Origin of the sequence: Candidatus Merdisoma sp. HCP28S3_D10 (assembly GCF_052065835.1) — a bacterium.
Classification (GTDB): domain Bacteria; phylum Bacillota; class Clostridia; order Lachnospirales; family Lachnospiraceae; genus Laedolimicola.
Window position 1 is genome coordinate 1 of record NZ_JBQHTG010000005.1, and the last position, 22318, is coordinate 22318.

Consider the following 22318-nt stretch of genomic DNA (forward strand, 5'->3'; position numbering starts at 1 on the left):
GCGATCTCGATCATCGTCGGCAGATCCAGCATTCCCTTCTGTACGCAGTGATGGCTCTTTACGTAAAGCAGGGCAACTGTTTTTTCGTTAATTAACTCCTCAACGTCTTCCACTACTACCTCAGTAGCACAGCCTGCCTCTACCGGTACGCCGCCGCCCAGACGCAGCATGGTCTCGATGGGAGCGTTGAAGTTGATGGCATGGCCTTTCTGAAGGATAATCTCATTGGCCAGCCCGGTGGAATCCGGCAGACGATCCATGATCGTCTTCTTTCCCCTGGAAATCATTCCTGCCACGGAAAGGGCGATTGCCGCAGACGCGCATACGGTCGGGCAGCTGTCCTCGCCGCCGGTATACTGAGAGATAATCTCTCCGGCCTTATCCATCAAATCTTCTACTACTACATAGGACTGTCCGCCCGCTACGGCTGCCTTGGCCACCTTATCGCTGATGGTGGATACGCCCAGAACGGTTACCCGGCCACTGGCGTTGATGACCCGCGGAAGTCCGATTTCTTCATAAACTGTCATTTTTGTCTCCTCGTGATACTGTGAATATGAATTAGTGAATAAAAATACCGCCAAGGATCATAGCGCCAAGGATAGCGCCGCCTGTCATCTCTTTACCCCATTTATAAAAGATAGCGGAACCAATGATCGCTCCCAGACCTGCGTATACATTGTAGCTGGTAGCTGCCAGTACGATAAGCGGAGCCAGGTAACGTCCGGTTGCATTTCCGGCACCCATCATAACGGAGGTTCCGCCTACCGCTACGCCTTCCGGCATCAGCTTACGAACCAGCATAACGATTCCGCCGATAACCAGACCGATCACAGCACCGGTAATCAGCGCGGTAAAGAAGTTGGTAAACGGCAGCTTCCATCCCATGGAAAGGAACAGAGCCGGCAGACCGATACCTACACCAGTCTGCAGAGATCCGCCGATATCCATCAGGCCTACCAGCGGTCCTTCCAGGATACGTGCAATCAGGAAGCCTGCGGCAAATGCTGCGGCTGCCGCGTAATCGCCTGTGTCAATACCGTCACGGAGCATAGCTACGATTGAAATATCATTGAATGCGCCTGTACCGAAGCTGATATACATATAAGTTCCTGCAAAAATTGCTGCAGCGGCTCCAATTACCAGAAGGATAAAGGTGCTGTCCTTCATAAGAAATTCATCCATTTTCTGACCAAATGTTCTTTTGTCTTCCATCTTTCTCTTCCTCCCTAATTAAAACTTGCCAAAGAAGCCTCTGAAGTATGCAATGGCAACGAACAGAATTACAACGATGGCGATCAGAACCTGAACAACCTTGCTCTTGTAACCGTTCTCCTCAGCAGACTTACCGATCAGGATACCAAGTACAACACCGGGAGTTGCATTTCCGGTAATCAGCGCGGATACGCCGCCCAGAACAGTACCCCACATACCTGTGGTCTTACCGGCATCCACTGCTGCCAACCAGAAGATCGCAGGCATAACCGGATTGATGAGCCATGTAGTTGCAGGTCCAAGTACCTCGGAAGCGATCAGAGAAAGCTTCTCCGGGATAATACTTGCCATCGTGTTCAGGAAAATAACAACCAGACCGCCGACAACGGAACCAGCCATCATCATCTTGCGCGGATTCTGAACTGTCTCTTCTACCTTGTTGTTTTTAACAAGCAGGGCAGCGGCACTCCAGTTGGGCACGATACGGTGCATAACATCCTGTGTAAGGGATCCTGCCGCTACTGCAGAAGCTGCAGCCGAGAAGAAAAATCCCAGACCAAAGGAAAAATGTGCAATCGGGTCACCGTTGCAGGCATTCAGCTCACCCAGGGTACGGAACGCACCCATAGACTGAACTTCCGGCGCATGGAACATACGGGCTGCACCGGCTGCGATACATCCGCCTCCGATGATACCGATGATTGCGGAATAAATAATAATCTGTAACATACTAAAAATCCTCCTTCGTTACTTTAAGATATTTTACTTTTACCACGATCCTTGCGGTAATCGTAAAAGTCATCTTTTCTCTTGGCATGAAAAGAAACATAAAACGTTCGGTCTCTTTCTGAACCTGTACCTCATCGAAGTACACTTCTTTTGCTTCCATCTGAATGATCGGATAGGAAATTTCCTGGAAAATCTGCTTCCGCATCAGCTGAAACAGATTGCCTACCGCATTTTCCAGTGATCCTCCGGTCATGGTGAGGGTCATCTCATGATCCAACTCCTCTAAAAGCTGTTTTCCATTAAAGGTATCGATTCGTTCTGCATTCTTTCCAAACATTTTTACTCTTCTCCGTGTACTTCACGCCATGCCTGTACGACACGCTCGCCCAACTCTTCTGTGTCCAAGAAACCAAGTCCGACTGCCTGACAGCCTTCCTTCACAGCTGTGTATGCAGCGTCCACGGAACGAAGAGAATATTTTGCCTTGTAACCGTATTTGTTCTGAGCCGTCAGAGCGCCTGCTCCGCCGCTTCCGCAGAAGCTGATGCCCAGATCCGCGTTGTTTTCCTTCATCACATCGCCAAGCTTCATATCTGCTGCCATGCCCGGAATTACAATCGCCTTACCGCCGGCCTTCTCTACGCCTCTTGCTACCGCCTGACCTTTGCCCATGCGGTGGCCGATTACAACTAATACTTCTTTCATCGAGTGTTTCCTCCTTCTCCTGTTTCTTTATTGAACGGCTGACGCCGATGCAATCGCCATCTCCATGTGGGTTCCCACAAGGAATACTTCGCTCCTGTCGATGGCCACGCCATGGGCCTCGAACAACGGATCTACAATGATGTGGGCATATTTCCATGCCTCTTCGGACACCTCGTTCATCATCTCCTCCTCAATCGGATCCACGAAATGTCCCGTATAAATACGCTTAATCAGCGCCACCAGGTGATTGCTGAGCATGGCATCCGCGTCATCATTTAAGGCAATGGGAAGATTTTTGACTCTTTCCTTAGCAGCCTCATACTCTCGGATGGTGCGTTCCCGATGCTCCGCATCAATTTCATTCATTTCCAATGCTTTTTCTAAATACTTCACTTTCTTCTCCCTTACTGTAAATGGTTTTTCTTACTGTAATTTTATTCTTGAGGATGATGGTATCGCCGATGGAATCCGCAATTTCCTCCTCGCAGGCGTCCAGGGTCAGAAGATTCAGATCTGCCGTGCAGCCCTCCCTTAATTCTCCCAGACCTGTCAGGCCAAAGTGCTTAGCCGGTACGTAAGTAACCTTATGCACCACCTGATCCAGGCTCTCGCCGCAGTTGATGAGCTTGCTCATAACGCTGGCGATATTGTATACCGGTCCGTTGTAGTTCTCTACATGCAGATCTGTGGAGATCATATCACAGTCAAAATTGTCAAGCAGCGCCTGCTTGTATACACGGAGGCTGAAGCTTGCCACGCCGTGTCCCACGTCGAAACGCACGCCTCTGGCTCTGGCGTCCTTCGCCTCCTGGATGATTTCGCCCTCTTCGGTCAGGATGCCACCCTTCTTACCATGGTAAGCATGGGTGATGATATCGCCCTCGTCCACCAGCTTCAGTACATCCGTCAGAGCAGGCGGATAATTTCCCACATGAATCATCAGCGGTCTGTCTATCTCATGGGCTATCCGGGCAGCCTCCGCGATCGGAGTAAGACCCATTTCGCCAACGACGCTTGCGCTGGCTCTAGCCTTCAGGCCTACGATATTATCGCTGTACTTTTCTGCCACGGCCTTTACCTTTGCCTCGTCCAGCTTATCCATACTGTCCAGCTCATGACCGTTGATCAATCCTTCTCTGGATACGTTCAAAAGTGTAAATACTTTTGTCTTCGCTTTTTCTATGTAGCTGCTGCGGAAATCCTCATAATTGTCGGCTCCGCTGCTTCCTGCATCCAGAATGGTAGTTGCGCCTCTCTCCAGGCCCAGCACATCCGGATCCAGACCTAAAAATGCCTTCGGATAACAATGGGTATGGATATCGATAAATCCCGGCGTCACAATGCAGTTTTCCGCGTCAATGACTATCTCTGCCTCTTCTTCCAGCTGCTCACCGATTTTCTCAATTATTCCGTTTTTCACGAAAATATCTCTTTTTTCTCTCCGGAAGCCATTCGCCGGAGCAAGCAGCTGACCGTTTTTAATCAACAGGCTTTTCATATTCTTCTTATTCCTCCTCTATGATGTACAGAAAGAACGCGGTTCTCTCTGAAATCGATATTCTCACCTGCAGCGTATTTTCTACAGTTTCGAAAAATTTTTCCATTATCAGGAATACATCCGGATATTCTTTTTTAACCCGGTAATACTCCTGTCGGAACTCTCCTGCCGGATCCTCTGCGGGCTCGCCTGACAGCCATCGCTTTACCGCCATGCTCATATGAATGACCATACCCAGCATTGCGTCCTGGCTCAGCTGAATCTGAGACGGAAGCTTCGCCACATATTCCAGAAGCAACAGAATCAGATTACTCATGGTTCCGGCAGCCTCTGCCAGGTTCCGATCTGTTTTTCCCATAAGCTGTGCTGATATGGAAATATCCGTTTTTGCCTGGAAAGAAGCCTGATTTTTTTGTTTCATTGGGAGATCATCTACCAGCTTCCCATATTTCAGGAAATCCTGGATTCTCTGAATATCTTCTGCTAACAGAACGCCGGAAATCTTTACGACCGGCACTACGCTGTTTTCCAACGGAATGGTAGATATGGCAAAATCCACGCCCTTCATATCGCTGGCCTTCAGGAGCTGATAGGGCGAAACCTGTCCCACCACATTCAGCATAGGAAACACATGCTTGATACGCAGCGCCAGAAAATGGGAAAGTCCCTTACCGGTAGCGCAGACCACCATAACATTTTTGCGCCCGTTCTCCGCCTGTATTCCATTTTTATAAAGGTATACGGCCAGATAGCAGATTTCCATGATACCCAGCTTCTGTCCAATCTCTTCCTCAATAATTCCGGCCAGTTTTTTGGCCAGCTGAAAATGAGAATAATAATATTCCTGGATTTCCTGAAGAACAAACTCATTTTCTTCCTCCTGGCAATCCGCCGCGCTCATGGTCAGGTAATTTTTCAGATGCTCCTCCAAATCCCTTCGCAGGTTCTGCAGCTCAAAGCTGCCTCTCTCCTCATCATTTTCCAGATAGGCCATGATACGCTCCATGATTCGTTTCAGGATTTCGTCCTTTACCCGGTAACCCTCTGTACAAATCCCATAATCACGAAGAACTTCCTTCAGCCACAGCAGTTCCTGCTGATTTTCTCCTGTTCCTTCCTCTGCCGACAGCTCCTGCAGCATGTCCGACGCGTATGTATGATACTCTTCCAATTTTCTTTCGGATTCTTCTATCACCGGAATCCGCACATGTCGGACAATACAGTAGCTCATCAGATTCAGATAAGCCGTATTGGAAATCCAGATATTATATTTTCCATTCACCTGTCGGATGCTGCGGCTGATAGTCCGGAGGTGCTGAATAGTAATCTTGCTTTTCAACTCCTCGGGGAGAAGTAAAAACCATTCGTCTGCCTTGTAGCTTCCCCTGAATCTGACACTCAGAAGCTCCACCGCTTTTTTTCGAAGCTCCAGCTCATCTCCCAGAAGCCGGTATCCCTGTGCTTTCCGGATATCCAGTGTGAAGCTGTTTCCGAAATATCCTTCCAGCTTTCCCAAGCCCCTGGTCAATGTGGATTTGGAAGCCAGATATATATCTGCCAGTTTTTCTGCTGTCACGTATCCCTTCTGGACCAGAAGGTAAAAAAACAGACTTTCAAACCGTTTTTCTTCCTCGTCATCCATAAAACCTGCTTTATTTCCCATGTCCCATTGCATCAGAAGCGCGGAGCCTTCCGCCTTTTGGGCAACCGGAATCACATATCCTTTTCTGGTCAGATAACGGATTTCTATTCCATAGTTCTGACAGATTGCTTTCAGCTCCTGAACATCATAGCGAATGGTTCTTTCACTTTTCTGCAGTTTTTCTTTTAACGCACTGATCTCCATGGGGCCTCCGGACATCAGAAGCAGCCTGAAAATCTCTATCTGTCTCGGTTTTGGCGTTTCTTTCATATCATATAACCCCGTACCTTTCCAGCGCTGCCGCTATTCCATCCTTCCCATTGGTTTCTGTCACAGCAAAGGCATGAGCTTTCACATACTCTGCCGCGTTTCCCATGGCGATTCCGTATTTTATGACCCGGAACATATCCACATCATTTTCCCCGTCTCCAAAGGCCATCACTTCCTCCGGCTTTATCCCGGCCCTGTCCATCATGCGCTTCAGTGTCTGTCCTTTTGTGATTCCTCTTGGTGAAATTTCAATCAGTCTCGGACCGGTCCGCACAAATTCATACTGTCCGGCATACGTTTCCGTAAGCATCTCGTACAATTCCAGGATTCGTTCTTCCCGGTCAGTAGCATTCAGTTTATTGATTTTTTCCGGCAGCTCATCCATGGAATGTATTTCTATCTGCCTGGGATAATTGTGGATATTGTCAGTTACCCAGGACCATGCCCCCGCCACCAGGGGATGTTCCTTCGGATACCCCTTTTCCTGCCGTTCTTTTTCTTTTATGGGTCGCTGCCAGTCAGGAATCCAATAATAAATGGCGTCATCCTCATACCCCTGTATCTCCACTTCCCATTTCTGCAGAACCGGAAAAAGCAATTCCATATCTTTCCGTCCCAGAGCTGTCAGCTTATGACGTCCTCCCGGGGACAGATCGTTTACAGTCAGACCGTTATTTTCTATTAGACAGCCGCCATATTCCTTCAGCTTCAGTTCCTCTGCATAGGGCAGCTGACGCACATAGCTTCTGCCGCTTGCAAGGATCAGCCGGATTCCCTTTTTCTGGCAGGCCATCAGAGCCTCTCTGGTCCGATCTGTTATTTCGTCTCTGCTGTTCAGCAAAGTACCGTCCATATCCGTTACAATCCACTTTACATCCATTTAACAGTCCCCTTACCTGTTTCTAATCATAGCATAGTTCCTTTTTTACCTAGCCATTATTTATTTGCAATTTCTTAAGTATACATTGCAAAAATGAATCTGTTTTGTCAAGGCCTATTATTTTTTTAATTTCCGGGAAACGCGCATAGAAACTTTTCTTTCGGAAATCTTGTAACTATTAAGATCTTACAGGAGGACTTTACCGGATGGCACTGAATAAAGTAGAAATCTGCGGCGTAAATACAGCGAAGCTGCCTGTCCTGACCCAGGCGGAAAAGGACGCTCTGTGGGAGCGGATTGCCAAGGGCGATCCGGCAGCCCGGGAGCTCTATATCAAAGGGAATCTCCGTCTGGTGCTGAGCGTCATCAAGCGCTTCTCCTCCACCAACGAAAACGCGGACGATTTGTTCCAGATTGGCTGTATCGGCCTGATGAAGGCCATCGACAACTTCGACTGTACGCTGGGCGTCAAATTTTCCACCTACGCCGTACCCATGATTGCCGGGGAAATCCGCCGTTATCTCCGGGACAACAGCAGTATCCGCGTCAGCCGCTCCCTGCGGGATACCGCATACAAAGCCATTTACGCCCGGGAGAATCTGACCCGTCAGTATTCCCGGGAACCTCTTTTGAGTGAAATTGCCTCGGAAATCGGCATTCCCGACGAGGAAATTGTCTTTGCCCTGGACGCCATTCAGAGTCCGGTCAGTCTCTACGAACCGGTCTATACGGAAGGCGGCGATACCCTCTATGTGATGGATCAGATCAGCGACAAGAAAAACAGGGAGGATCTCTGGATTGAAGATCTCTCCCTGCAGGAAGCCATGAAAAGGCTGTCAGAACGGGAACATTATATCATTCAGCTTCGGTTCTTCCAGGGCAGGACCCAGATGGAGGTGGCCGATGAAATCGGTATTTCCCAGGCGCAGGTCAGCCGTCTGGAAAAAAATGCGCTGAAGTCCATGCAGAACTATCTGCAGCTATAAGCTACTCATACTTCAAAATCTCCTTTTTCAGTCGCCGGATAATTTTCTTTTCCAGCCGGGAGATATAGGACTGGGAGATTCCCAGAAGATCTGCCACCTCCTTCTGGGTCATTTCCTCGCCCCGGGGGTTTTTCAGACCAAACCGCAGCTCCACGATGGTCCGTTCCCGCTCAGACAGGGTTTCGATTGCCTTGTCCAGCAGCTTCCGCTCCATCTCTGTCTCGATGTCCCGGTAAATGACGTCCTCGTCGGTGCCGAGAATATCAGACAGCAGCAGCTCATTGCCATCCCAGTCCACATTCAGGGGCTCGTCGATGGATACCTCCAGCCTGGTTTTGTTATTCCGGCGCAGATACATCAGAATCTCGTTTTCAATACAGCGGGAAGCGTAGGTCGCCAGCTTGATATTCTTTCCGCTGTTGAAGGTATTGATGGCCTTGATAAGTCCGATGGTTCCAATGGAAATCAGATCTTCCACGCCCACGCCGGTATTATCGAATTTTTTCGCAATATAGACCACCAGCCGCAGATTATGCTCAATGAGCAGGGAGCGTGCTTCCTTTCCCTCCTCTGTCCCAAGCTTTCGGATAGCCCGGGCCTCCTCCTCTGCGTTCAGAGGCGCCGGAAGCACCTCCGCGCCTCCGATATAATGAATTTCCTTTTGCTTTCCCACAAAGAAAGTCGAAAAACTGGGGATCAGCTTCAGCTGAACCTGGTTTGGAATCGCCACTTTGATTAGCATTGCATCTCGTTCCTCCCACTCTCCTCCCCACCTGCGGCGGACTGCTCTGTCAGCGCCGGGTGAAGAATCATACTGTAATATTCATCAGAAGAAAGTGGTTCTTTGGTAACGCCAAGCAATGGCCTTTCCCTGCTAAGCTTCCTGCCGTCCGGTTCCCGGATTTCCAGAACGTCTGCGTAAAACGCCGGAAGAAATCCATGCTCCCGGCCTACACTCCGGTAGGGAATCGGGTACCAGACCGGCTCCCCGGACTCCAGGAGCTGTTTTTTCAGCCCATCCGTGATGATGCTCACAGGCTTTCCAAAAACCGGATCCCGCAGACCGTTGCCCGTATCCAAAAGGGCCCGGACGGTACAGGCTTTTCCCCGGTACCGGATCGTAACCGAACGGATGCTCTGCTCCTGCCTGCGCTGTCGGAATAAAGCTCTCATGCTCAGCTTCAAGATTCCATAGCTAACCAGCGTAAAAAATAAAAAAGGGTACGCAGGAAAACGCCAGGTATTCCAAAGCCAGCCGAAGATACCGCCCAGCAGGAAAGCATTCAGATACAGCAGGAAAATACTCTGCAGCAGCAGACGCCGGCTGTTCCATTTCCGGCTCACCAGCGCCATGCATGGCCCGACCGCCCCATGCAGGAGCAGCTTTCCGAGCATGCTTCTCTGCCAGCCCAGTCCGTAGAGGACACAGACCACCAGACTGCCCGCGGCGGCGGCCGCAAGCCTTCGCAGGATCCCGGAGCGCAGCTTCAGAAGCCGGTCTGTCAGCGATAGAAGCAGATAATCTGTCAGCAGATTCTCCAGGAAAAATACGTCTATGTACAGCGTATGGTACACAGCCCACCTTCTTTCTGTCCTACATTATAGAGAAGGCGGGCTGCATAATTTGTAAATTTATGGGATTTGCAGAATGGATTTATTCTACAGGATTCGACAGGATCTAACGCTCTTGATAATCATCTAAAAAGTTATAAACCTCATCGTCCTTATGATAACCGATGACGGTTCTCAGGTTGATGTTATGGACACTCTGGAAGATGTTGGACTCAATCACATCACTGGTGGCACGGAACTGCTTCATCAGCTCCTTCATCTCGTCACGCTTGGAGCCATGCTCTCCTCCACAGGTTGCGCAGTTCTCCGTAAAACGACAGGCGCACTGGATAAAATGAAGCTTGTGGTAATCTCTCCAGGCCTTGATGTCCTCCTCCTTGATTTTATACATGGGACGTATCAGCTCCATTCCCTCGAAATTCTTGCTGTGCAGCTTGGGCATCATGGTTTCAATCTTTCCGCTGTAGAGCATTCCCATCAGGATCGTCTCTACCACATCGTCAAAATGATGTCCCAGGGCAATCTTATTGCAGCCCAGGGCCTTTGCCTCCGCGTAGAGATTACCCCGACGCATACGGGCGCAGAGATAGCAGGGATTCCGGTCTACTCCGGCCACAATATCGAAGATCTCGCTTTCAAATACTGTCAGCGGAATTCCCAGGACTTTGGCGTTATCCTGGATAATTTTCCAGTTGTCCGCGTTATAACCGGGGTTCATCACCAGAAAGACCAGTTCAAAGGGATATTTTCCATGGCGCTGCAACTCCTGCAGCAGCTTGGCCATCAGCATGGAATCCTTACCGCCGGAAATACAGGCGGCGATTTTATCTCCGGGCTGGATAAGCTCATATTCCTGAATCGCCTGGGTAAATTTCCGCCACAGGGGCTTTCGGAATTTTTTGATGATACTGCGCTCGATTTCCGCCGTTTTCTCCTTCCGGGCGTCCTCCTCCTGCACAAAGCGGGCCAGCTCTATACGCAGATAGGCCCGGTATCCGCCCTCCACATTCCAGGCGTCATAGCCCTTCTGTTCCAGGTAATCCACATACTCCACACTCCGTTCTCCCGTGTGGCACAAAAGGCAGACCGGCTTGTCCTTCGGGATTTCCTCCACGCGCTCCGGAATCTCCTTCATCGGCATACTTAAGGCTCCCGCAAAGGTACCTCTTCGGTACTCCTCCCGGGGACGCACATCCAGAATGGTCATCTCTTCGGGCGCAAGCTTCATCAGTTCTTCTATGGTAATGGTTTTCATACGGTTCCTCCAAGGAAAAGGGCTGTCCGCACCACTGCGTCAGCCCCTTTTTTCTCTGATTATTTATTTCTCTGTAAAAACTCCGGAATCTTAATCTCTGTTTCCGGAACCCGGCTCTCGGGACGCTTCGGCATATTCAGACCCGGCAGGGGCTTGAATACCGGCGGCTCCGCAGCAGTCTGCGCTGCGCTCTGTCCGTTGGAATCAAAGGACGGCTTCGCCGCTGTGGCCGGCATCTTTCCAAAGCTGCTGCTCTTCGGCAGAACCTTGGTGCTGCTGTTCTCATCCAGTCCGGTCGCAATGACGGTAATGGTGGCTTCATCGGTGTATGTATCATCATACATCGCACCAAAGATAATATTGGCATCGTCGCCTGCCAGATCCTGCACATAGCTTGCAGCGTCGTTGGCATCCATCAGGGAAATGTCTCCGGAAATATTGATGATGACATGGGAAGCGCCCACAATAGTGGTCTCCAGAAGCGGGCTGGCAACTGCCTGCTTTACTGCGTCCAGAGCCTTGTCATCGCCCTTACCGGAACCAATACCGATATGCGCGATACCCTTGTCTGTCATAACGGTCTGCACATCCGCGAAGTCCAGATTGATCAGGGCCGGCAGGTTAATCAGATCTGTGATTCCCTGTACCGCCTGCTGCAGGACCTCATCGGCCTTCTTCAGCGCGTCCGGCATGGTAGTGCGGCGATCTACGATCTCCAGCAGCTTATCGTTGGGGATCACGATCAGAGTATCCACGCTCTCCTTCAGCTTCTGAATTCCTGTCATCGCATTCTGCATCCGTACTTTATTCTCAAAACGGAAGGGCTTCGTCACAACGCCGACTGTCAGGATACCCATATCCTTGGCCAGCTTGGCGATCACCGGTGCTCCGCCGGTTCCGGTACCGCCGCCCATACCGCAGGTAACAAATACCATATCCGCGCCCTGGATGGCTTCCTTGATCTCCTCGATGCTCTCCTCGGCAGCCTTTTCACCGATCTCCGGCTTGGCTCCCGCGCCCAGTCCCTTGGTCAGCTTCTCACCGATCTGAATGGCACGCTCTGCCTTACAGAACTGCAGAGCCTGCTTGTCCGTATTTACTCCCACAAACTCTACGCCTGCAATCTGCTCATCTATCATCCGGTTTACTGCATTATTTCCGGCACCGCCGACTCCAATTACAATAATTCTGGCTGCGGCTTCTGCATCGTTCATCATAATCTCAAGCAAAATATTGCCCTCCTATTTCCCTCTATTATTCTCATAAATCATACCCGAAGGCAGAGAACTTCCAATTTTTCTCATACCACATATGATAACTTTTTTCCAGAAATTTATCAACCCTATTTATAACATTTCCAAAATTATTTTTTTCTATACGCTATTCCCCGGAACTGTCCTTCTCGAAGCTGATAAATTTGGAATCTGAGGTATAATTTTCCATACGCAGGGTTCCGGACAGCCCTTCCAAATCGCTGTACAGCTCGTGGAGCCGTCCCACCTTATCCTCCAGATTGTCCCCGCTTCCCAGAGCTACCTTCACATCGGCAAAATACAGGGTCAGGCTCAAATCCCTGCCAAATTCAATTTTGTCCGGACTCAGCTCGTATTTCTTCAGAAGCTGGGTGATATTTAAGATACGGCTGAAAATCTTGTCGTCCTCCACCTGAAGCTTCTGATACAGGGCCAGGGAGCTGAACTTCACGCCGGAGATACAGGGAATTCCCTCCTTGACGTCTGCAGAGCTTTCCACCACCACGCCGTCCTTGTCAAAATAAAAATGGGAGCCCATATAGGTCACGTAGCCGATAACGCTTTTCTCGTAGACACGGATTTTCACGCTGCCCGGTCCCTTCAGACTCACCTCAATCTTATCGATAAAGGGAATCTCTTCCTTGTTAAAATACTTATATTTCAGATAGAGATACAGGGAATTCTGGCTATAGCGATCTGTAATGATCCGGTCCCTGATCTCCTGCTCACTGTAGAAGCTGTTGCCGGTAATCTCCACCTTACGGATTTTGAACAGGCTGATAAGGCCCACTGCCGCCAATGCCAGCAGCAGAAAAATCACCAGCGCCGCCAGAAAACCTTTCCCTCTCCGTTTCCGTTTTTTTATCTGTTTCCGTTCCTGAAATTTTTCCATGCCGCTCCTTCTGCTCCGTTTCTGTCTAGTATATCATAACTCCCAGCTTCTGCAAATCCCCGATTATGTTTTCATAGCCCCGGGCAATGTAAGGATATCCGAAAATCCGGCTCCTGCCCTCTGCCGCAGCCGCTGCGATACAGAGAGCCGCGCCGCCCCTGAGCTCCCGGGCCTCCATTACCGCTCCCAAAAGCATTCTTCCCCTGACCTCGGCCTCCTGTCCTGTAAGCCGAATCTCCGCCCCCATTTTTCGAAGCTCCTCCACAATTTTAAACCTGGCCTCAAAAACCTGTTCCCGGATCCGGCTCTTTCCGGGCAGACCTGCCAGCGCGCCCAGAAGGGGCGACTGCAAATCCGTCGGAAATCCCGGATAGGGAGCCGTCGTCACCTCTAGCCCGCATTCCTTTCTCTCTTGCCGCCTAAGAAGCACCGTTTTTTCCTCTATCCGGCTCTCTGTCCCCAGGGCTGCAAGAACCGGCCACAGGCTTTGCAGCTGCCCGGCCGGCGTTTCTCTCAGGCAGATTTCTCCGCCTGCAGCCGCCAGAAGCAGCATATAGGTTCCCGCCACAATCCGGTCTGCCATGACCGGAAATACCGTATCATGAAGGGGCTGCCCGCCCTTTACCACAATCCGCCCGGTTCCCTCTCCGCGGATACCGGCGCCCATGCTTCGCAGAAACCGGCAGAGCTCACAGATTTCCGGCTCCCGGGCCGCATTTTCAAGAATGGTCTCCCCCTCGGCCTTTACCGCCAGCAATAGTACATTTTCCGTAGCTCCCACACTGGGGAAGGAAAGCCGGATCCTGGCTCCCACCGGCTTTCTGCAGACTGCGTGAATTCCATTTTCTTCCAGTCTAATTTCCGCTCCCAGCTGCTCCAGAGCCTTTTTATGGAGATCGATCGGACGTTCCCCGATGACACAGCCTCCCGGATAGGGCAAAAAGACCTCGCCCACCCGTCCCAGAAGACTTCCCAGCAGCATGACGGAAGAGCGCATTTTCGCCGCGTAACCCGTTTCTGCCTGCAAAGGATATACCTGCCCGGCATCCACGATAAGCTTCCTGCCCTCCCGCCGGATTTTGCATCCACAGCCCCGCAGCAGCTCCAGCATGGCCTCCACGTCCGTAATATCCGGACTGTTTTCTACTACGGTTACGCCTCTGTGCAGCAACGCGCCGGACAGAATCGGAAGCACCGCATTTTTAGATCCCTGTATCCGCACCTCTCCCTGCAAGGGCCGGCCGCCCTCAATGTCCAGATAATCCATATCTTCTCCCCTAAGTCCGGCTATACCTTCAGCATATGCCATTCTCCCGGTGAACGTGACTGCGGGACACATTCAGGGCCAGACCCATTTCCGCCAGGAGAAATAAGACAGAGGTGCCCCCATAGCTGACAAAGGGCAGCGTAATGCCGGTGTTGGGAATGGCATTGGTCACCACCGCAATATTCAGAATCACCTGAATCAAGATATGCCCCATCATTCCGGTCACCAGCAGTCCTCCGAACAAATCCCGCGCGTGGAGGGCTATGATAAAAAGCCGCCAGATCAGCAGGACAAACAGAGAAATCAAAAGAACCGCCCCCGTCAGCCCAAGCTCCTCGCAGACAATGGAAAAAATCATATCGTTCTGGGCCTCCGGTACAAAGCCCAGCTTCTGCAGGCTTCCGCCAAAGCCCACGCCGAACAGGCCTCCGGATCCGATGGCGTAAAGTCCCTGCATGGTCTGATACCCCTTTTCGTAGGCCTCCGGGTTCCGCCAGATAGCCAGACGCTCCAGACGGTAGGATTCCAGGCTCAGAAACACCGCCAGAAACCCTGCCCCGCCTGCGCCGATGAGGATAAACCGGAGATATCCGGGGCTGGCCACAAAAATCAGGATTACCGCAATTCCCATAATAATAATCGCCGTACTCAGGTTGTTGGTACCCACCAGCCCCACCAGAGGCAGAGCCGGCAATATCACCACAAACATCTGCCGGAGGGTTACGGGCTTTTTCGTCCGGTTGCTGATCAACCGGGCCAACAACACGATAACCGCCACCTTGGCAAACTCCGAGGGCTGAAAGGACAGCGGCCCCACCGACAGCCAGCGCCTGGATCCGTTATATTCATCTCCAAACGCCAGAACTGCCGCCTGAAGTCCCAGGGAAATCAGATAACCGGGCACTGCCAGACGCTCCCACCGATGGTAATCCACGCAGGATACTCCATACATGACTGCCAACCCCAGAGAAGTAGCCCACAGCTGCTTCTTCAGGTAATAGGCCGGATCTGCAAACTTCACCTGCCCGTTCCAGGAGCTGGTGCTGTAAAGCACAACAAGTCCGAACCCCGCCAGAATCAGCACCGTAAGCCCCAGACCGTAATCCGGAGCGCCGCTCCTGTGCTTCTTCTTTTTTCCGGCGGAATCCGGACCTGTCATATACCCTCCGTCCCGGGGCCTCGCCCCTTGCTTTGCTTCGCAGGGCGCTTCCTTATTCCGGAAGCGCGCGGACGTAATCTTTAAACATTCTTCCTCTCTGTTCGTAATTGTCGAACATTCCCCAGCTTGCGCAGGCAGGGGAAAGCAAAACCGCGTCGCCGCTCTCTGCCTTTTCGGCGCATACCTCTACCGCTTCCTTCAGGCTTCCGGTAAATACAATCTTCGTAAATCCATGCTTCTTCGCTGTCTCGGCAATCTGATTGGCCGTCTGTCCCAGCAGCACCAGCCATTTCACCTTATCTCCAAAGCATTCAATCCAATCGTCAAAGCTGACGTGCTTATCGTAGCCGCCGCCGATCACAATGGTAGGACGGTTCATGGCCTGCACTGCCTTGATGGACGCGTCGGTATTGGTTCCCTTGGAATCGTTGTAATAGGCCACGCCCTTCTTCTCTGCCACGAACTCAATCCGGTGCTCTACGGCCGTAAAGCGAATCACCGTCTCCCGGATATAGGGAAGTGGAACTCCCATCGCTGCTGCAATGGCCACTGCTGCCATGACATTTTCATAGTTATGGGTTCCCAGAAGCTTCAGCTCGCTGACGTCGCAGATCTTCGTCCTCACAGACTCATCTTTGTATACGATCGCCGTTCCGTCCATATATACGCCCTGATCCAGTATATGCTCCCGGCTGAAATACAGAACCGAAGCCTTACAATTCTCCCCGAAGCGTCTCGTCTCCTCATCGTCATAATTCAGCACGCAGGTATCCTCTGCCGTCTGATTTTCCGCGATCTTTTCCTTGGTTTCGATATAGCACTTCATGGTGTGATGGCGGTTCAGGTGATCCGGCGTAATATTCAGAATCGCGCTGACCTTCGGATGGAAGCTCTCAATGGTTTCCAGCTGAAAGCTGCTGATCTCCGCAGCCGTCACGCTGTTCTCTGTCATTTTCAGGGCCTCCGCCGTGTAAGCGGTTCCGATATTGCCTACCACAAAAACCTCCGGATAATAGCTCTTGAAAATCTCTCCTACCAGCGTTGTCGTTGTAGTTTTTCCGTTTGTTCCGGTAATTGCCGCAATTCTGCCCTTTCCAAAATGATAAGCCAGTTCCACCTCGCCCCAGATGGCAGCGCCATTCTTCCGAAGCTCCTCCACCAGCGGCAGATCCACCGGTACGCCAGGGCTTAATATTACCAGCTCCGTCTCTTTTTTCAGCTGTTCCGGAAGTTCTCCCAGAACAATAGCGCACTTGCTGCCCTCGGGCAGTCTGCCCCGCACAGTCTCCTCTGTCAGCTTTTCATTGCTGTCATAAAGGGTGGGAGCCGCGCCCGCTGCCTCCAGAAGCTTCACTGCTCCGATGCCGCTGACACCGCTTCCGATTACCAGAATCTTTTTATCCTTAATCATGTCTTTTCCTCCTTAAAGCGCCAGCAATCCAATCAAACATAATAACGCCGTCACGATGGAAAATACTGCCACGACTCTGGTCTCCGACCAGCCGCCCAGCTCAAAATGATGATGAATCGGCGCCATACGGAAGATTCGCTTTCCGCCGGTTTTCTTGAAATACGTTACCTGAATCATAACGGAGAGAATCTCCACCCAGTAAATCAAAGCTACAATCAGAATAAAGATCGGCATATCCATCATGTAGGCCGTTGCCGCCACAAAACCGCCCAGAGCCAGGGATCCTGTATCGCCCATAAAGACGCTGGCCGGAAATACATTAAACAGCAGGAATCCCATCAGGCTTCCTACCACTGCACAGGTAATCGGATGGATGCCGCTTCCGGTACCCACTGCCACCACCGTAAAGAACACGGCAATCAGAACCGTCACACTGGCAGCCAGGCCGTCCAGACCGTCGGTAAAATTGGCTCCGTTAACCGTTCCGATGATCGCCAGAAAAGCCACCGGAATAGCAAGCCAGCCCAAATGCAGATAGTGACCCGGCCAGAAGGGGATCAGCATGGCCATATCGCCGCCGGTCATTTTATAATAATAAAAGACAAATACGCCGGTCACCAGAAACTGGCCAAACATCTTCTGTCCCGGAGTCAGACCCTCCGAGCGGTGAAGCATAATCTTGATATAGTCGTCCAGAAAACCGATAATCCCAAAGCCAACGGTCACAAAGAGAATGGGAATAATCTTCGGATAGTCCTTCGCGTAAATCAGGGCTGTCACAATAATCGCAGCCAGAATCATCACGCCGCCCATGGTCGGCGTACCCGTCTTCTTTAAGTGGCTCTTAGGTCCCTCCTCACGCTCTGTCTGGCCGAATTTCATCCGGCGGAGCAACGGAATCACCACCGGACCCAGCGCCGCACTGATGACAAAGGAAATCAAAACCGGAAATATCAGTGTTTTTACATCCATAACTTTTTTCTACCTCTCATATCCTTTTCTTAAGCTAATCTGCATTATAAGCCTTTTCCTCCGTTTTTTCAATGCCAAGATAGGGAAGAATATTTTCAAAGATACCGCGGATAACCGGAGCCGCAATGGTTCCGCCGTAATAGACCCCCTGGGGATTGTGAATCACGCACATGGCCAGTACCTTTGGATCCTCTGCCGGGGCAAATCCGATAAAGGAAGAGATATAGCGCCCCGTACCTCTCGGAAGGGTCTGGGAGGTGGCTGTCTTGCCTCCAATCCGGTATCCTTCCATATACGCCCGCCTTCCTCCTCCCTCCGATACCACCTTTTCCAGCAAAAAACGCATAGTTTCCGAGGTGTCGCCGCGTACCACGTTCCTGCCCTTCGGCCAGGCCAGCTTTTTCTCTGTTTCTCCCTCCTCCGTCAGAACCGCCACCCCAAAATGAGGCGTAATCCGGGTTCCTCCATTGATGATGGAGCTGACAGTGGCCGCCATCTGCATGGGTGTAATCTGAAAGGACTGACCAAAGGACATGGTTGCCAGCTCCACCGGGCCGATATTTTCCAGCTTATGCATAATAATATTAGCCTCGCCGGGCAAATCAATTCCTGTTTTTTCCATTAATCCAAACTGCCGGAAATATCCGCAGAAATCCTCTGCTCCCACCCGCTGTCCGATGTCAATAAAGGCCGGATTGCAGGAATTTTCTATGGCCTGTACAAAGGTTTCCGTTCCGTGTCCCTGTACCTTGTGACAGCGGATCCGACGATCCTCTACCATTCGGAAGCCCGGGCAGCTGAAGGTATCCTGCAGGGTCACCACTCCCTTTTCCAGGGCTGCCGCCGCTGTCACCACCTTAAAGACAGAACCGGGCTCATAGGTGTCATGGATACTCTGGTTCCGCCACATTTGATTCCGCAGATCCTGTCTCTCCTGTTCCGTCCGTTCTTCTCCGCTCTGCCCGGTGTCCTCCAGGTATGCTGTCAGATCATAGGGATTGTTCAGGTCAAATTCCGGCACATTTACATTGGCGTAAATTTCCCCATTTTCCGGATTCAGCACCAGAATTGACACATAGGTGGCCTGCTTTTCCTGCCGGACCTTTTTTGCTGCCTGCTCCGCGCAGCGCTGAATATTATAATCCAGGCTTACCTGCAGATCCGCCCCCGGAACTGGCTCTATCCGCTCCTCGCCCGCATCCGGAAGCTCGATTCCTCTGGCGTCCGTCAGCGTCAGAATTCTGCCCTTCTGTCCCTGCAGGTAGGTATCATACCGGACCTCCAGACCGATGATCCCCTGGTTATCCCCTCCGGTGAAGCCCAGCACCTTGGAGGCCAGGGAGCCGTAGGGATACCAGCGTTTATAATCCTCATCGATTTTTACCCCGTCAAGCTCCAGGGCCCGGATCCGGTCTCCCGTTTCTTTGTCCACATTGGCCTGAATCCGTTCTATGGAACTGTATTTTTCTACCCGTTTCCGCACCTTTTCCTCTGGCAGTCCCAGCTCCCTGCAGAGCGCTTCTATCACTCCCTCCGGATCGGTCAGCTGGCTGTGTACCACCGACACGGTACATACGGTCCGATTCGAAGCCAGCACCCTGCCGTTCCGGTCAAGGATTTTCCCCCGGGCCGCCTTAATGCTCCGCTCCCGCTGATGAAGATCCTCCGCCAACTTCTGATAATATTCGGATCGGAAAATCATCAAGTAGCCCAGACGCGCTGTCAGCCCCGCCAGCAGCAGAACGCAGACTCCAAAAACCAGCGTCAGCTTTTTCCGGTTGTAGGTTCTTACTTTCTGTTCCCCTGTTTTCATAAAAACCCCATAATCGGTTTGTTACAACCTATTATGGGGTTTCTGACTTTATGCGGCGCTTTCCGCCTCTCTATTCGGTACTGTCCTCTGAAGCTGTGCTTCCATCTCCGGGAAGGAGCGGGCTTTCATAGCCGTCCAGCGGACCGCTGTCACCGTCGGCCTCTACTTCCTCCTCCGTGGGCATCTTCACCGTTTCACCTGTATTCGGATCTACCAGGGTACCCTCCTCCACAGGCGTCTCGTCTTCCTTCGCTTCCTCTTCTGCCTCCTGCTCCGCAGCGGCTGCCTGCTCTGCCTCCACCTCTGCTTTCATATCCTCCGGAATCTCCGCCGTAGCATAGATATTCAGATAGGGCATGGCTTCCTTCATAATATTCTTGAAAATCTCCTGGGCAAAGGCGCTGCTAGCCTGCGTAACCGGACTGTCCGCGTTGGGCTCGTCTACTACCACATAGCAGACCACCTGGGGATTATCCGCCGGCGCAAAACCGATAAAAGATACCAGATATTTCCGCGCAGAACGGGGCACCTTCTGGGCCGTTCCCGTCTTGCCACCCATGGTATATCCGGCTACCCGCGCCTTTCTTCCGGTGGCATTGTTACCGTTGGAATCTGCGCTTCCATACATGGTGTGATACAGATACTGCCGAATCAGCGACGAGGTCTTATTGGAAATCGTCTGGCGCACCAACACCGGATTGACTGTCTCCACCGTACCGCCATCTGCGTTCAGAATCTTCTTTACCACATGGGGCTGATAATAATAACCTCCATTGATAACGGAGGAAAAGGCCGAAGCTACCTGGATCATGGACGTATTGAAGCCCTGGCCAAAGGAACTGGTGGCCAGCTCTACCGGGCCCATGGTATCCTTTGTAAATACCGTCGAAGCGTTATTCGTCTCACCGGGAAGATCGATGTTCGTCTTCAGTCCGAAATTGAAAATCTGCTGATATTTCAGAAAATTGTCATAGCCGAGCATGGCTCCCATCTGCATCAGGGCGTCATTGCAGGAAAACATCAGCGAACCCTCCAGGCTGATAATGCCGTGTCCTGTCTTTTTCGCGCATTTAATCTTGGGCTGTCCCTGTACGATAACCTGTCCACCGTCGCAGAGAAAGGTGGTAGAATCGCTGACCACGCCCAGCTCCAGAGCCGCCGCCACCGTCATGGGTTTTACGGTAGATCCGGGCTCATAGCCGTCGCTGATACAGAAATTACGCCACATCTGGTTTTTAGCGTCCAGCTGCTCCTCTTCTGTCATGGAATCCACCTGTTCCTGGGTCAGATAACCATTTTCCACCAGATCCTGGGGATTATTCAGATCGAAATCCACATCGCCAGCCATCGCCAGAATCTCTCCGTTCTGGGGATTCATCATCAGGATGCCAATATTCTTGGCTGCCGGTCCTTCTACGCTTTTATTGGTATAGTCCTCTATAAATTTATCAATGTACTTCTCCGCAATTCCCTGCAGGGTTGCGTCAAGGGTAGACACCACAGTATTGCCGTCCACAGCCTTTTTTACAGAAGTAGACTGCTCCAGATCCTCGTTCAGGTACTTGTAGCTGCGCCCGTTGGTTCCGTTCAGGGTGCTGCTGTATTCCTCCTCTATACCGGTCTGGCCCTGGTTACCCGTAACTGTATAACCAATCACATGACAGCCCAGCGAATTGTAAGGATAACGGCGGATATAGGAATCCTCAAACCAGACGCCCTTGATTTTACTTCCTGTCTCCTTATCCTCCTGAGCAGCCTTGAAATCTGAAATTTCGTCCTTACTCATCTGTTTTTTCAGAATTACGTAGCTGCTGTCCTTTTTTTCATTTAAGGTAGAACGAAGCTCCGCCTCATCCAGCTCGAAATACTGCACCAGCGCCCGGATCGTAGGCTCCACACAATCCTTGTCCGCATCCTCCTTGTCCTCATTCTGCCAGAGTACCTTGGGATCCAGAATCAGATTGTACACCTTCTCGCTGGTAGCCAGAATGGTTCCGTTTCGATCCAGAATATCGCCGCGACGATAAGGCAGCAGTGTACTGTTGGTATCCTGCTGCGCCAGAACCTTTTTCGTATATCTGTCTCCGCTGGTCTTATTGATATAGGCCAGCCGTACATTAACTCCCATCAGGGCAAGTACAATGAGCGCAAATACCAGCGCCAGCTTACGTTTCATACGATTGGTAAGCAGCACCTGCATCCGCGCTCTCGATTTCTTTCCATTTGACTGTTCGCTCAAATTACTCACCTGCTAATCGTGCCAAGCACTCCCTTAAGTCCGCCTTCGTTACTCTCCGGAATATCGGCATACTGCTTTACGTAATCGCTCCCCTCGTTGTCGTAAAGTACTACCTGATCCTCATTTGCATATACCATTCCCAGCTCATTGACGGCGATATCGCGAATTTTCTCCAGGTCTACCGATGTGGTGACTCTGTTATATTCGTCGTCATTCTCGTCCTTCAACTGGGAAAGCTCTGACTCCAGCGCCGCAAGGTTCTTTACCCGGGCCGTATTATCCGCCTGGAGCTGCAGATATCCCACGCAGACCCACATGGCTACGCCCAGAGCTGCCGCAAGAAACAGCACATGACCGATTCCCATCTGCCGGGTTCTGATCCTGTGGGCTCTATGTACGGAGGGCCGCTCCTCCCGGATCTGCCACTGCTTTGGCTGTTCCTTTACCCGGAGCTTGCGGACTGCTGATCCGTCCACGTAGAGATCCCGCCTTCTGTCTGCCTCTGTTCTGTTATCTGTTCTTCTATCTGTATAAATGCTTCTGATCTCTGCCATCTTTTC

At 51.3% G+C, this 22318-nt stretch carries 22 protein-coding genes; 1 reads left to right on the forward strand and 21 read right to left on the reverse strand.

The genetic code is table 11. The features are described from left to right. The 9 genes from ACTNCH_RS11835 to ACTNCH_RS11875 form a co-directional block, all read right to left on the reverse strand. Nucleotides 1-530, reverse strand: a 530-nt coding sequence (locus tag ACTNCH_RS11835) for a hypothetical protein (RefSeq protein WP_441019381.1), incomplete at its 3' end; no start/stop codon positions are given. Between the two features lie 31 nt (nt 531-561). Then, entirely contained in the window at nt 562-1215 is a 654-nt protein-coding gene (locus ACTNCH_RS11840) for a DUF4310 family protein (protein WP_349164282.1), read from the reverse strand. 18 nt (nt 1216-1233) lie between these two features. Then, nucleotides 1234-1944 (reverse strand): DUF4311 domain-containing protein, encoded by a 711-nt coding sequence (locus ACTNCH_RS11845; RefSeq protein ID WP_441019382.1) that lies wholly within the window; start codon nt 1942-1944, stop codon nt 1234-1236. A 1-nt stretch (nt 1945) separates the two neighbouring features. Beyond that, the gene (locus ACTNCH_RS11850; RefSeq protein ID WP_441019383.1) at nt 1946-2281 is read right to left on the reverse strand and encodes a DUF4312 family protein; all 336 of its coding nucleotides are present in this window, start codon (nt 2279-2281) and stop codon (nt 1946-1948) included. A 2-nt stretch (nt 2282-2283) separates the two neighbouring features. Next, entirely contained in the window at nt 2284-2649 is a 366-nt protein-coding gene (locus tag ACTNCH_RS11855; protein ID WP_441019384.1) for an SFCGS family glycine-rich protein, read from the reverse strand. Between the two features lie 27 nt (nt 2650-2676). After that, complete coding sequence (locus tag ACTNCH_RS11860) at nt 2677-3042, reverse strand: PRD domain-containing protein (RefSeq protein WP_441019385.1); 366 nt, start codon at nt 3040-3042, stop codon at nt 2677-2679. Next, entirely contained in the window at nt 3008-4147 is a 1140-nt protein-coding gene (locus tag ACTNCH_RS11865) for an amidohydrolase/deacetylase family metallohydrolase (RefSeq protein ID WP_441019386.1), read from the reverse strand. Before ACTNCH_RS11865 ends, ACTNCH_RS11860 begins: the two co-directional genes overlap by 35 nt. A 7-nt stretch (nt 4148-4154) precedes the next feature. Beyond that, complete coding sequence (locus ACTNCH_RS11870) at nt 4155-6059, reverse strand: PRD domain-containing protein (RefSeq protein WP_441019387.1); 1905 nt, start codon at nt 6057-6059, stop codon at nt 4155-4157. Nucleotide 6060: 1 nt separating this feature from the next. After that, nucleotides 6061-6939, reverse strand: coding sequence for an HAD family hydrolase (locus tag ACTNCH_RS11875; RefSeq protein WP_441019388.1), 879 nt, complete (start codon nt 6937-6939; stop codon nt 6061-6063). 206 nt (nt 6940-7145) lie between these two features. On the opposite strand from ACTNCH_RS11875, the gene sigG reads away from it, so the two are divergent. Beyond that, nucleotides 7146-7925: an RNA polymerase sporulation sigma factor SigG gene (sigG, locus tag ACTNCH_RS11880; protein ID WP_441019389.1), complete on the forward strand. Its 780-nt coding sequence runs from the start codon at nt 7146-7148 to the stop codon at nt 7923-7925. A gap of 1 nt (nt 7926) precedes the next feature. Here sigG and sigE read toward each other — a convergent pair whose 3' ends face one another. The 12 genes from sigE to ACTNCH_RS11940 form a co-directional block, all read right to left on the reverse strand. Continuing rightward, entirely contained in the window at nt 7927-8667 is a 741-nt protein-coding gene (gene sigE / locus ACTNCH_RS11885; protein WP_441019390.1) for an RNA polymerase sporulation sigma factor SigE, read from the reverse strand. Then, on the reverse strand, nt 8661-9500 hold the full coding sequence (locus ACTNCH_RS11890; protein ID WP_441019391.1) for a sigma-E processing peptidase SpoIIGA: 840 nt from the start codon (nt 9498-9500) through the stop codon (nt 8661-8663). The genes sigE and ACTNCH_RS11890 overlap by 7 nt, the downstream gene beginning before the upstream one ends. Before the next feature lie 103 nt (nt 9501-9603). Beyond that, a complete protein-coding gene (locus ACTNCH_RS11895) occupies nt 9604-10752 on the reverse strand; it encodes an ATP-binding protein (RefSeq protein WP_441019392.1) in 1149 nt (382 codons plus the stop codon). Nucleotides 10753-10811: 59 nt separating this feature from the next. After that, on the reverse strand, nt 10812-11981 hold the full coding sequence (gene ftsZ, locus ACTNCH_RS11900) for a cell division protein FtsZ (protein ID WP_441019393.1): 1170 nt from the start codon (nt 11979-11981) through the stop codon (nt 10812-10814). 151 nt (nt 11982-12132) lie between these two features. Beyond that, nucleotides 12133-12897, reverse strand: coding sequence for a cell division protein FtsQ/DivIB (locus tag ACTNCH_RS11905; protein WP_441019394.1), 765 nt, complete (start codon nt 12895-12897; stop codon nt 12133-12135). Between the two features lie 25 nt (nt 12898-12922). Beyond that, on the reverse strand, nt 12923-14164 hold the full coding sequence (murA, locus tag ACTNCH_RS11910) for a UDP-N-acetylglucosamine 1-carboxyvinyltransferase (RefSeq protein WP_441019395.1): 1242 nt from the start codon (nt 14162-14164) through the stop codon (nt 12923-12925). A gap of 28 nt (nt 14165-14192) precedes the next feature. Next, nucleotides 14193-15323, reverse strand: a complete 1131-nt coding sequence (locus tag ACTNCH_RS11915) for an FtsW/RodA/SpoVE family cell cycle protein (RefSeq protein WP_441019396.1) — start codon at nt 15321-15323, stop codon at nt 14193-14195. A 52-nt stretch (nt 15324-15375) separates the two neighbouring features. Beyond that, nucleotides 15376-16734: a UDP-N-acetylmuramoyl-L-alanine--D-glutamate ligase gene (gene murD / locus ACTNCH_RS11920; protein ID WP_441019397.1), complete on the reverse strand. Its 1359-nt coding sequence runs from the start codon at nt 16732-16734 to the stop codon at nt 15376-15378. Between the two features lie 12 nt (nt 16735-16746). Continuing rightward, on the reverse strand, nt 16747-17706 hold the full coding sequence (mraY, locus tag ACTNCH_RS11925) for a phospho-N-acetylmuramoyl-pentapeptide-transferase (protein WP_441019398.1): 960 nt from the start codon (nt 17704-17706) through the stop codon (nt 16747-16749). A 34-nt stretch (nt 17707-17740) separates the two neighbouring features. Further along, nucleotides 17741-19519: a peptidoglycan D,D-transpeptidase FtsI family protein gene (locus tag ACTNCH_RS11930; protein ID WP_441019399.1), complete on the reverse strand. Its 1779-nt coding sequence runs from the start codon at nt 19517-19519 to the stop codon at nt 17741-17743. A gap of 70 nt (nt 19520-19589) precedes the next feature. Further along, a complete protein-coding gene (locus ACTNCH_RS11935) occupies nt 19590-21758 on the reverse strand; it encodes a peptidoglycan D,D-transpeptidase FtsI family protein (RefSeq protein WP_441019400.1) in 2169 nt (722 codons plus the stop codon). 5 nt (nt 21759-21763) lie between these two features. Then, nucleotides 21764-22312 carry a hypothetical protein gene (locus tag ACTNCH_RS11940; protein ID WP_441019401.1) on the reverse strand — a complete coding sequence of 183 codons (549 nt, stop codon included), beginning with the start codon at nt 22310-22312 and terminating at the stop codon, nt 21764-21766. Nucleotides 22313-22318: the final 6 nt, after the last annotated feature.

Coding starts and splice junctions, on each gene's coding strand:
- ACTNCH_RS11840 (WP_349164282.1), bottom strand. CDS start 1,215: ATGGAAGACAAAAGAACATTTGGTCAGAAAATGGATGAATTTCTTATG.
- ACTNCH_RS11845 (WP_441019382.1), bottom strand. CDS start 1,944: ATGTTACAGATTATTATTTATTCCGCAATCATCGGTATCATCGGAGGC.
- ACTNCH_RS11850 (WP_441019383.1), bottom strand. CDS start 2,281: ATGTTTGGAAAGAATGCAGAACGAATCGATACCTTTAATGGAAAACAG.
- ACTNCH_RS11855 (WP_441019384.1), bottom strand. CDS start 2,649: ATGAAAGAAGTATTAGTTGTAATCGGCCACCGCATGGGCAAAGGTCAG.
- ACTNCH_RS11865 (WP_441019386.1), bottom strand. CDS start 4,147: ATGAAAAGCCTGTTGATTAAAAACGGTCAGCTGCTTGCTCCGGCGAAT.
- ACTNCH_RS11870 (WP_441019387.1), bottom strand. CDS start 6,059: ATGAAAGAAACGCCAAAACCGAGACAGATAGAGATTTTCAGGCTGCTT.
- ACTNCH_RS11875 (WP_441019388.1), bottom strand. CDS start 6,939: ATGGATGTAAAGTGGATTGTAACGGATATGGACGGTACTTTGCTGAAC.
- sigG (WP_441019389.1), top strand. CDS start 7,146: ATGGCACTGAATAAAGTAGAAATCTGCGGCGTAAATACAGCGAAGCTG.
- sigE (WP_441019390.1), bottom strand. CDS start 8,667: ATGCTAATCAAAGTGGCGATTCCAAACCAGGTTCAGCTGAAGCTGATC.
- ACTNCH_RS11895 (WP_441019392.1), bottom strand. CDS start 10,752: ATGAAAACCATTACCATAGAAGAACTGATGAAGCTTGCGCCCGAAGAG.
- ACTNCH_RS11905 (WP_441019394.1), bottom strand. CDS start 12,897: ATGGAAAAATTTCAGGAACGGAAACAGATAAAAAAACGGAAACGGAGA.
- murA (WP_441019395.1), bottom strand. CDS start 14,164: ATGGATTATCTGGACATTGAGGGCGGCCGGCCCTTGCAGGGAGAGGTG.
- ACTNCH_RS11915 (WP_441019396.1), bottom strand. CDS start 15,323: ATGACAGGTCCGGATTCCGCCGGAAAAAAGAAGAAGCACAGGAGCGGC.
- murD (WP_441019397.1), bottom strand. CDS start 16,734: ATGATTAAGGATAAAAAGATTCTGGTAATCGGAAGCGGTGTCAGCGGC.
- mraY (WP_441019398.1), bottom strand. CDS start 17,706: ATGGATGTAAAAACACTGATATTTCCGGTTTTGATTTCCTTTGTCATC.
- ACTNCH_RS11930 (WP_441019399.1), bottom strand. CDS start 19,519: ATGAAAACAGGGGAACAGAAAGTAAGAACCTACAACCGGAAAAAGCTG.
- ACTNCH_RS11940 (WP_441019401.1), bottom strand. CDS start 22,312: ATGGCAGAGATCAGAAGCATTTATACAGATAGAAGAACAGATAACAGA.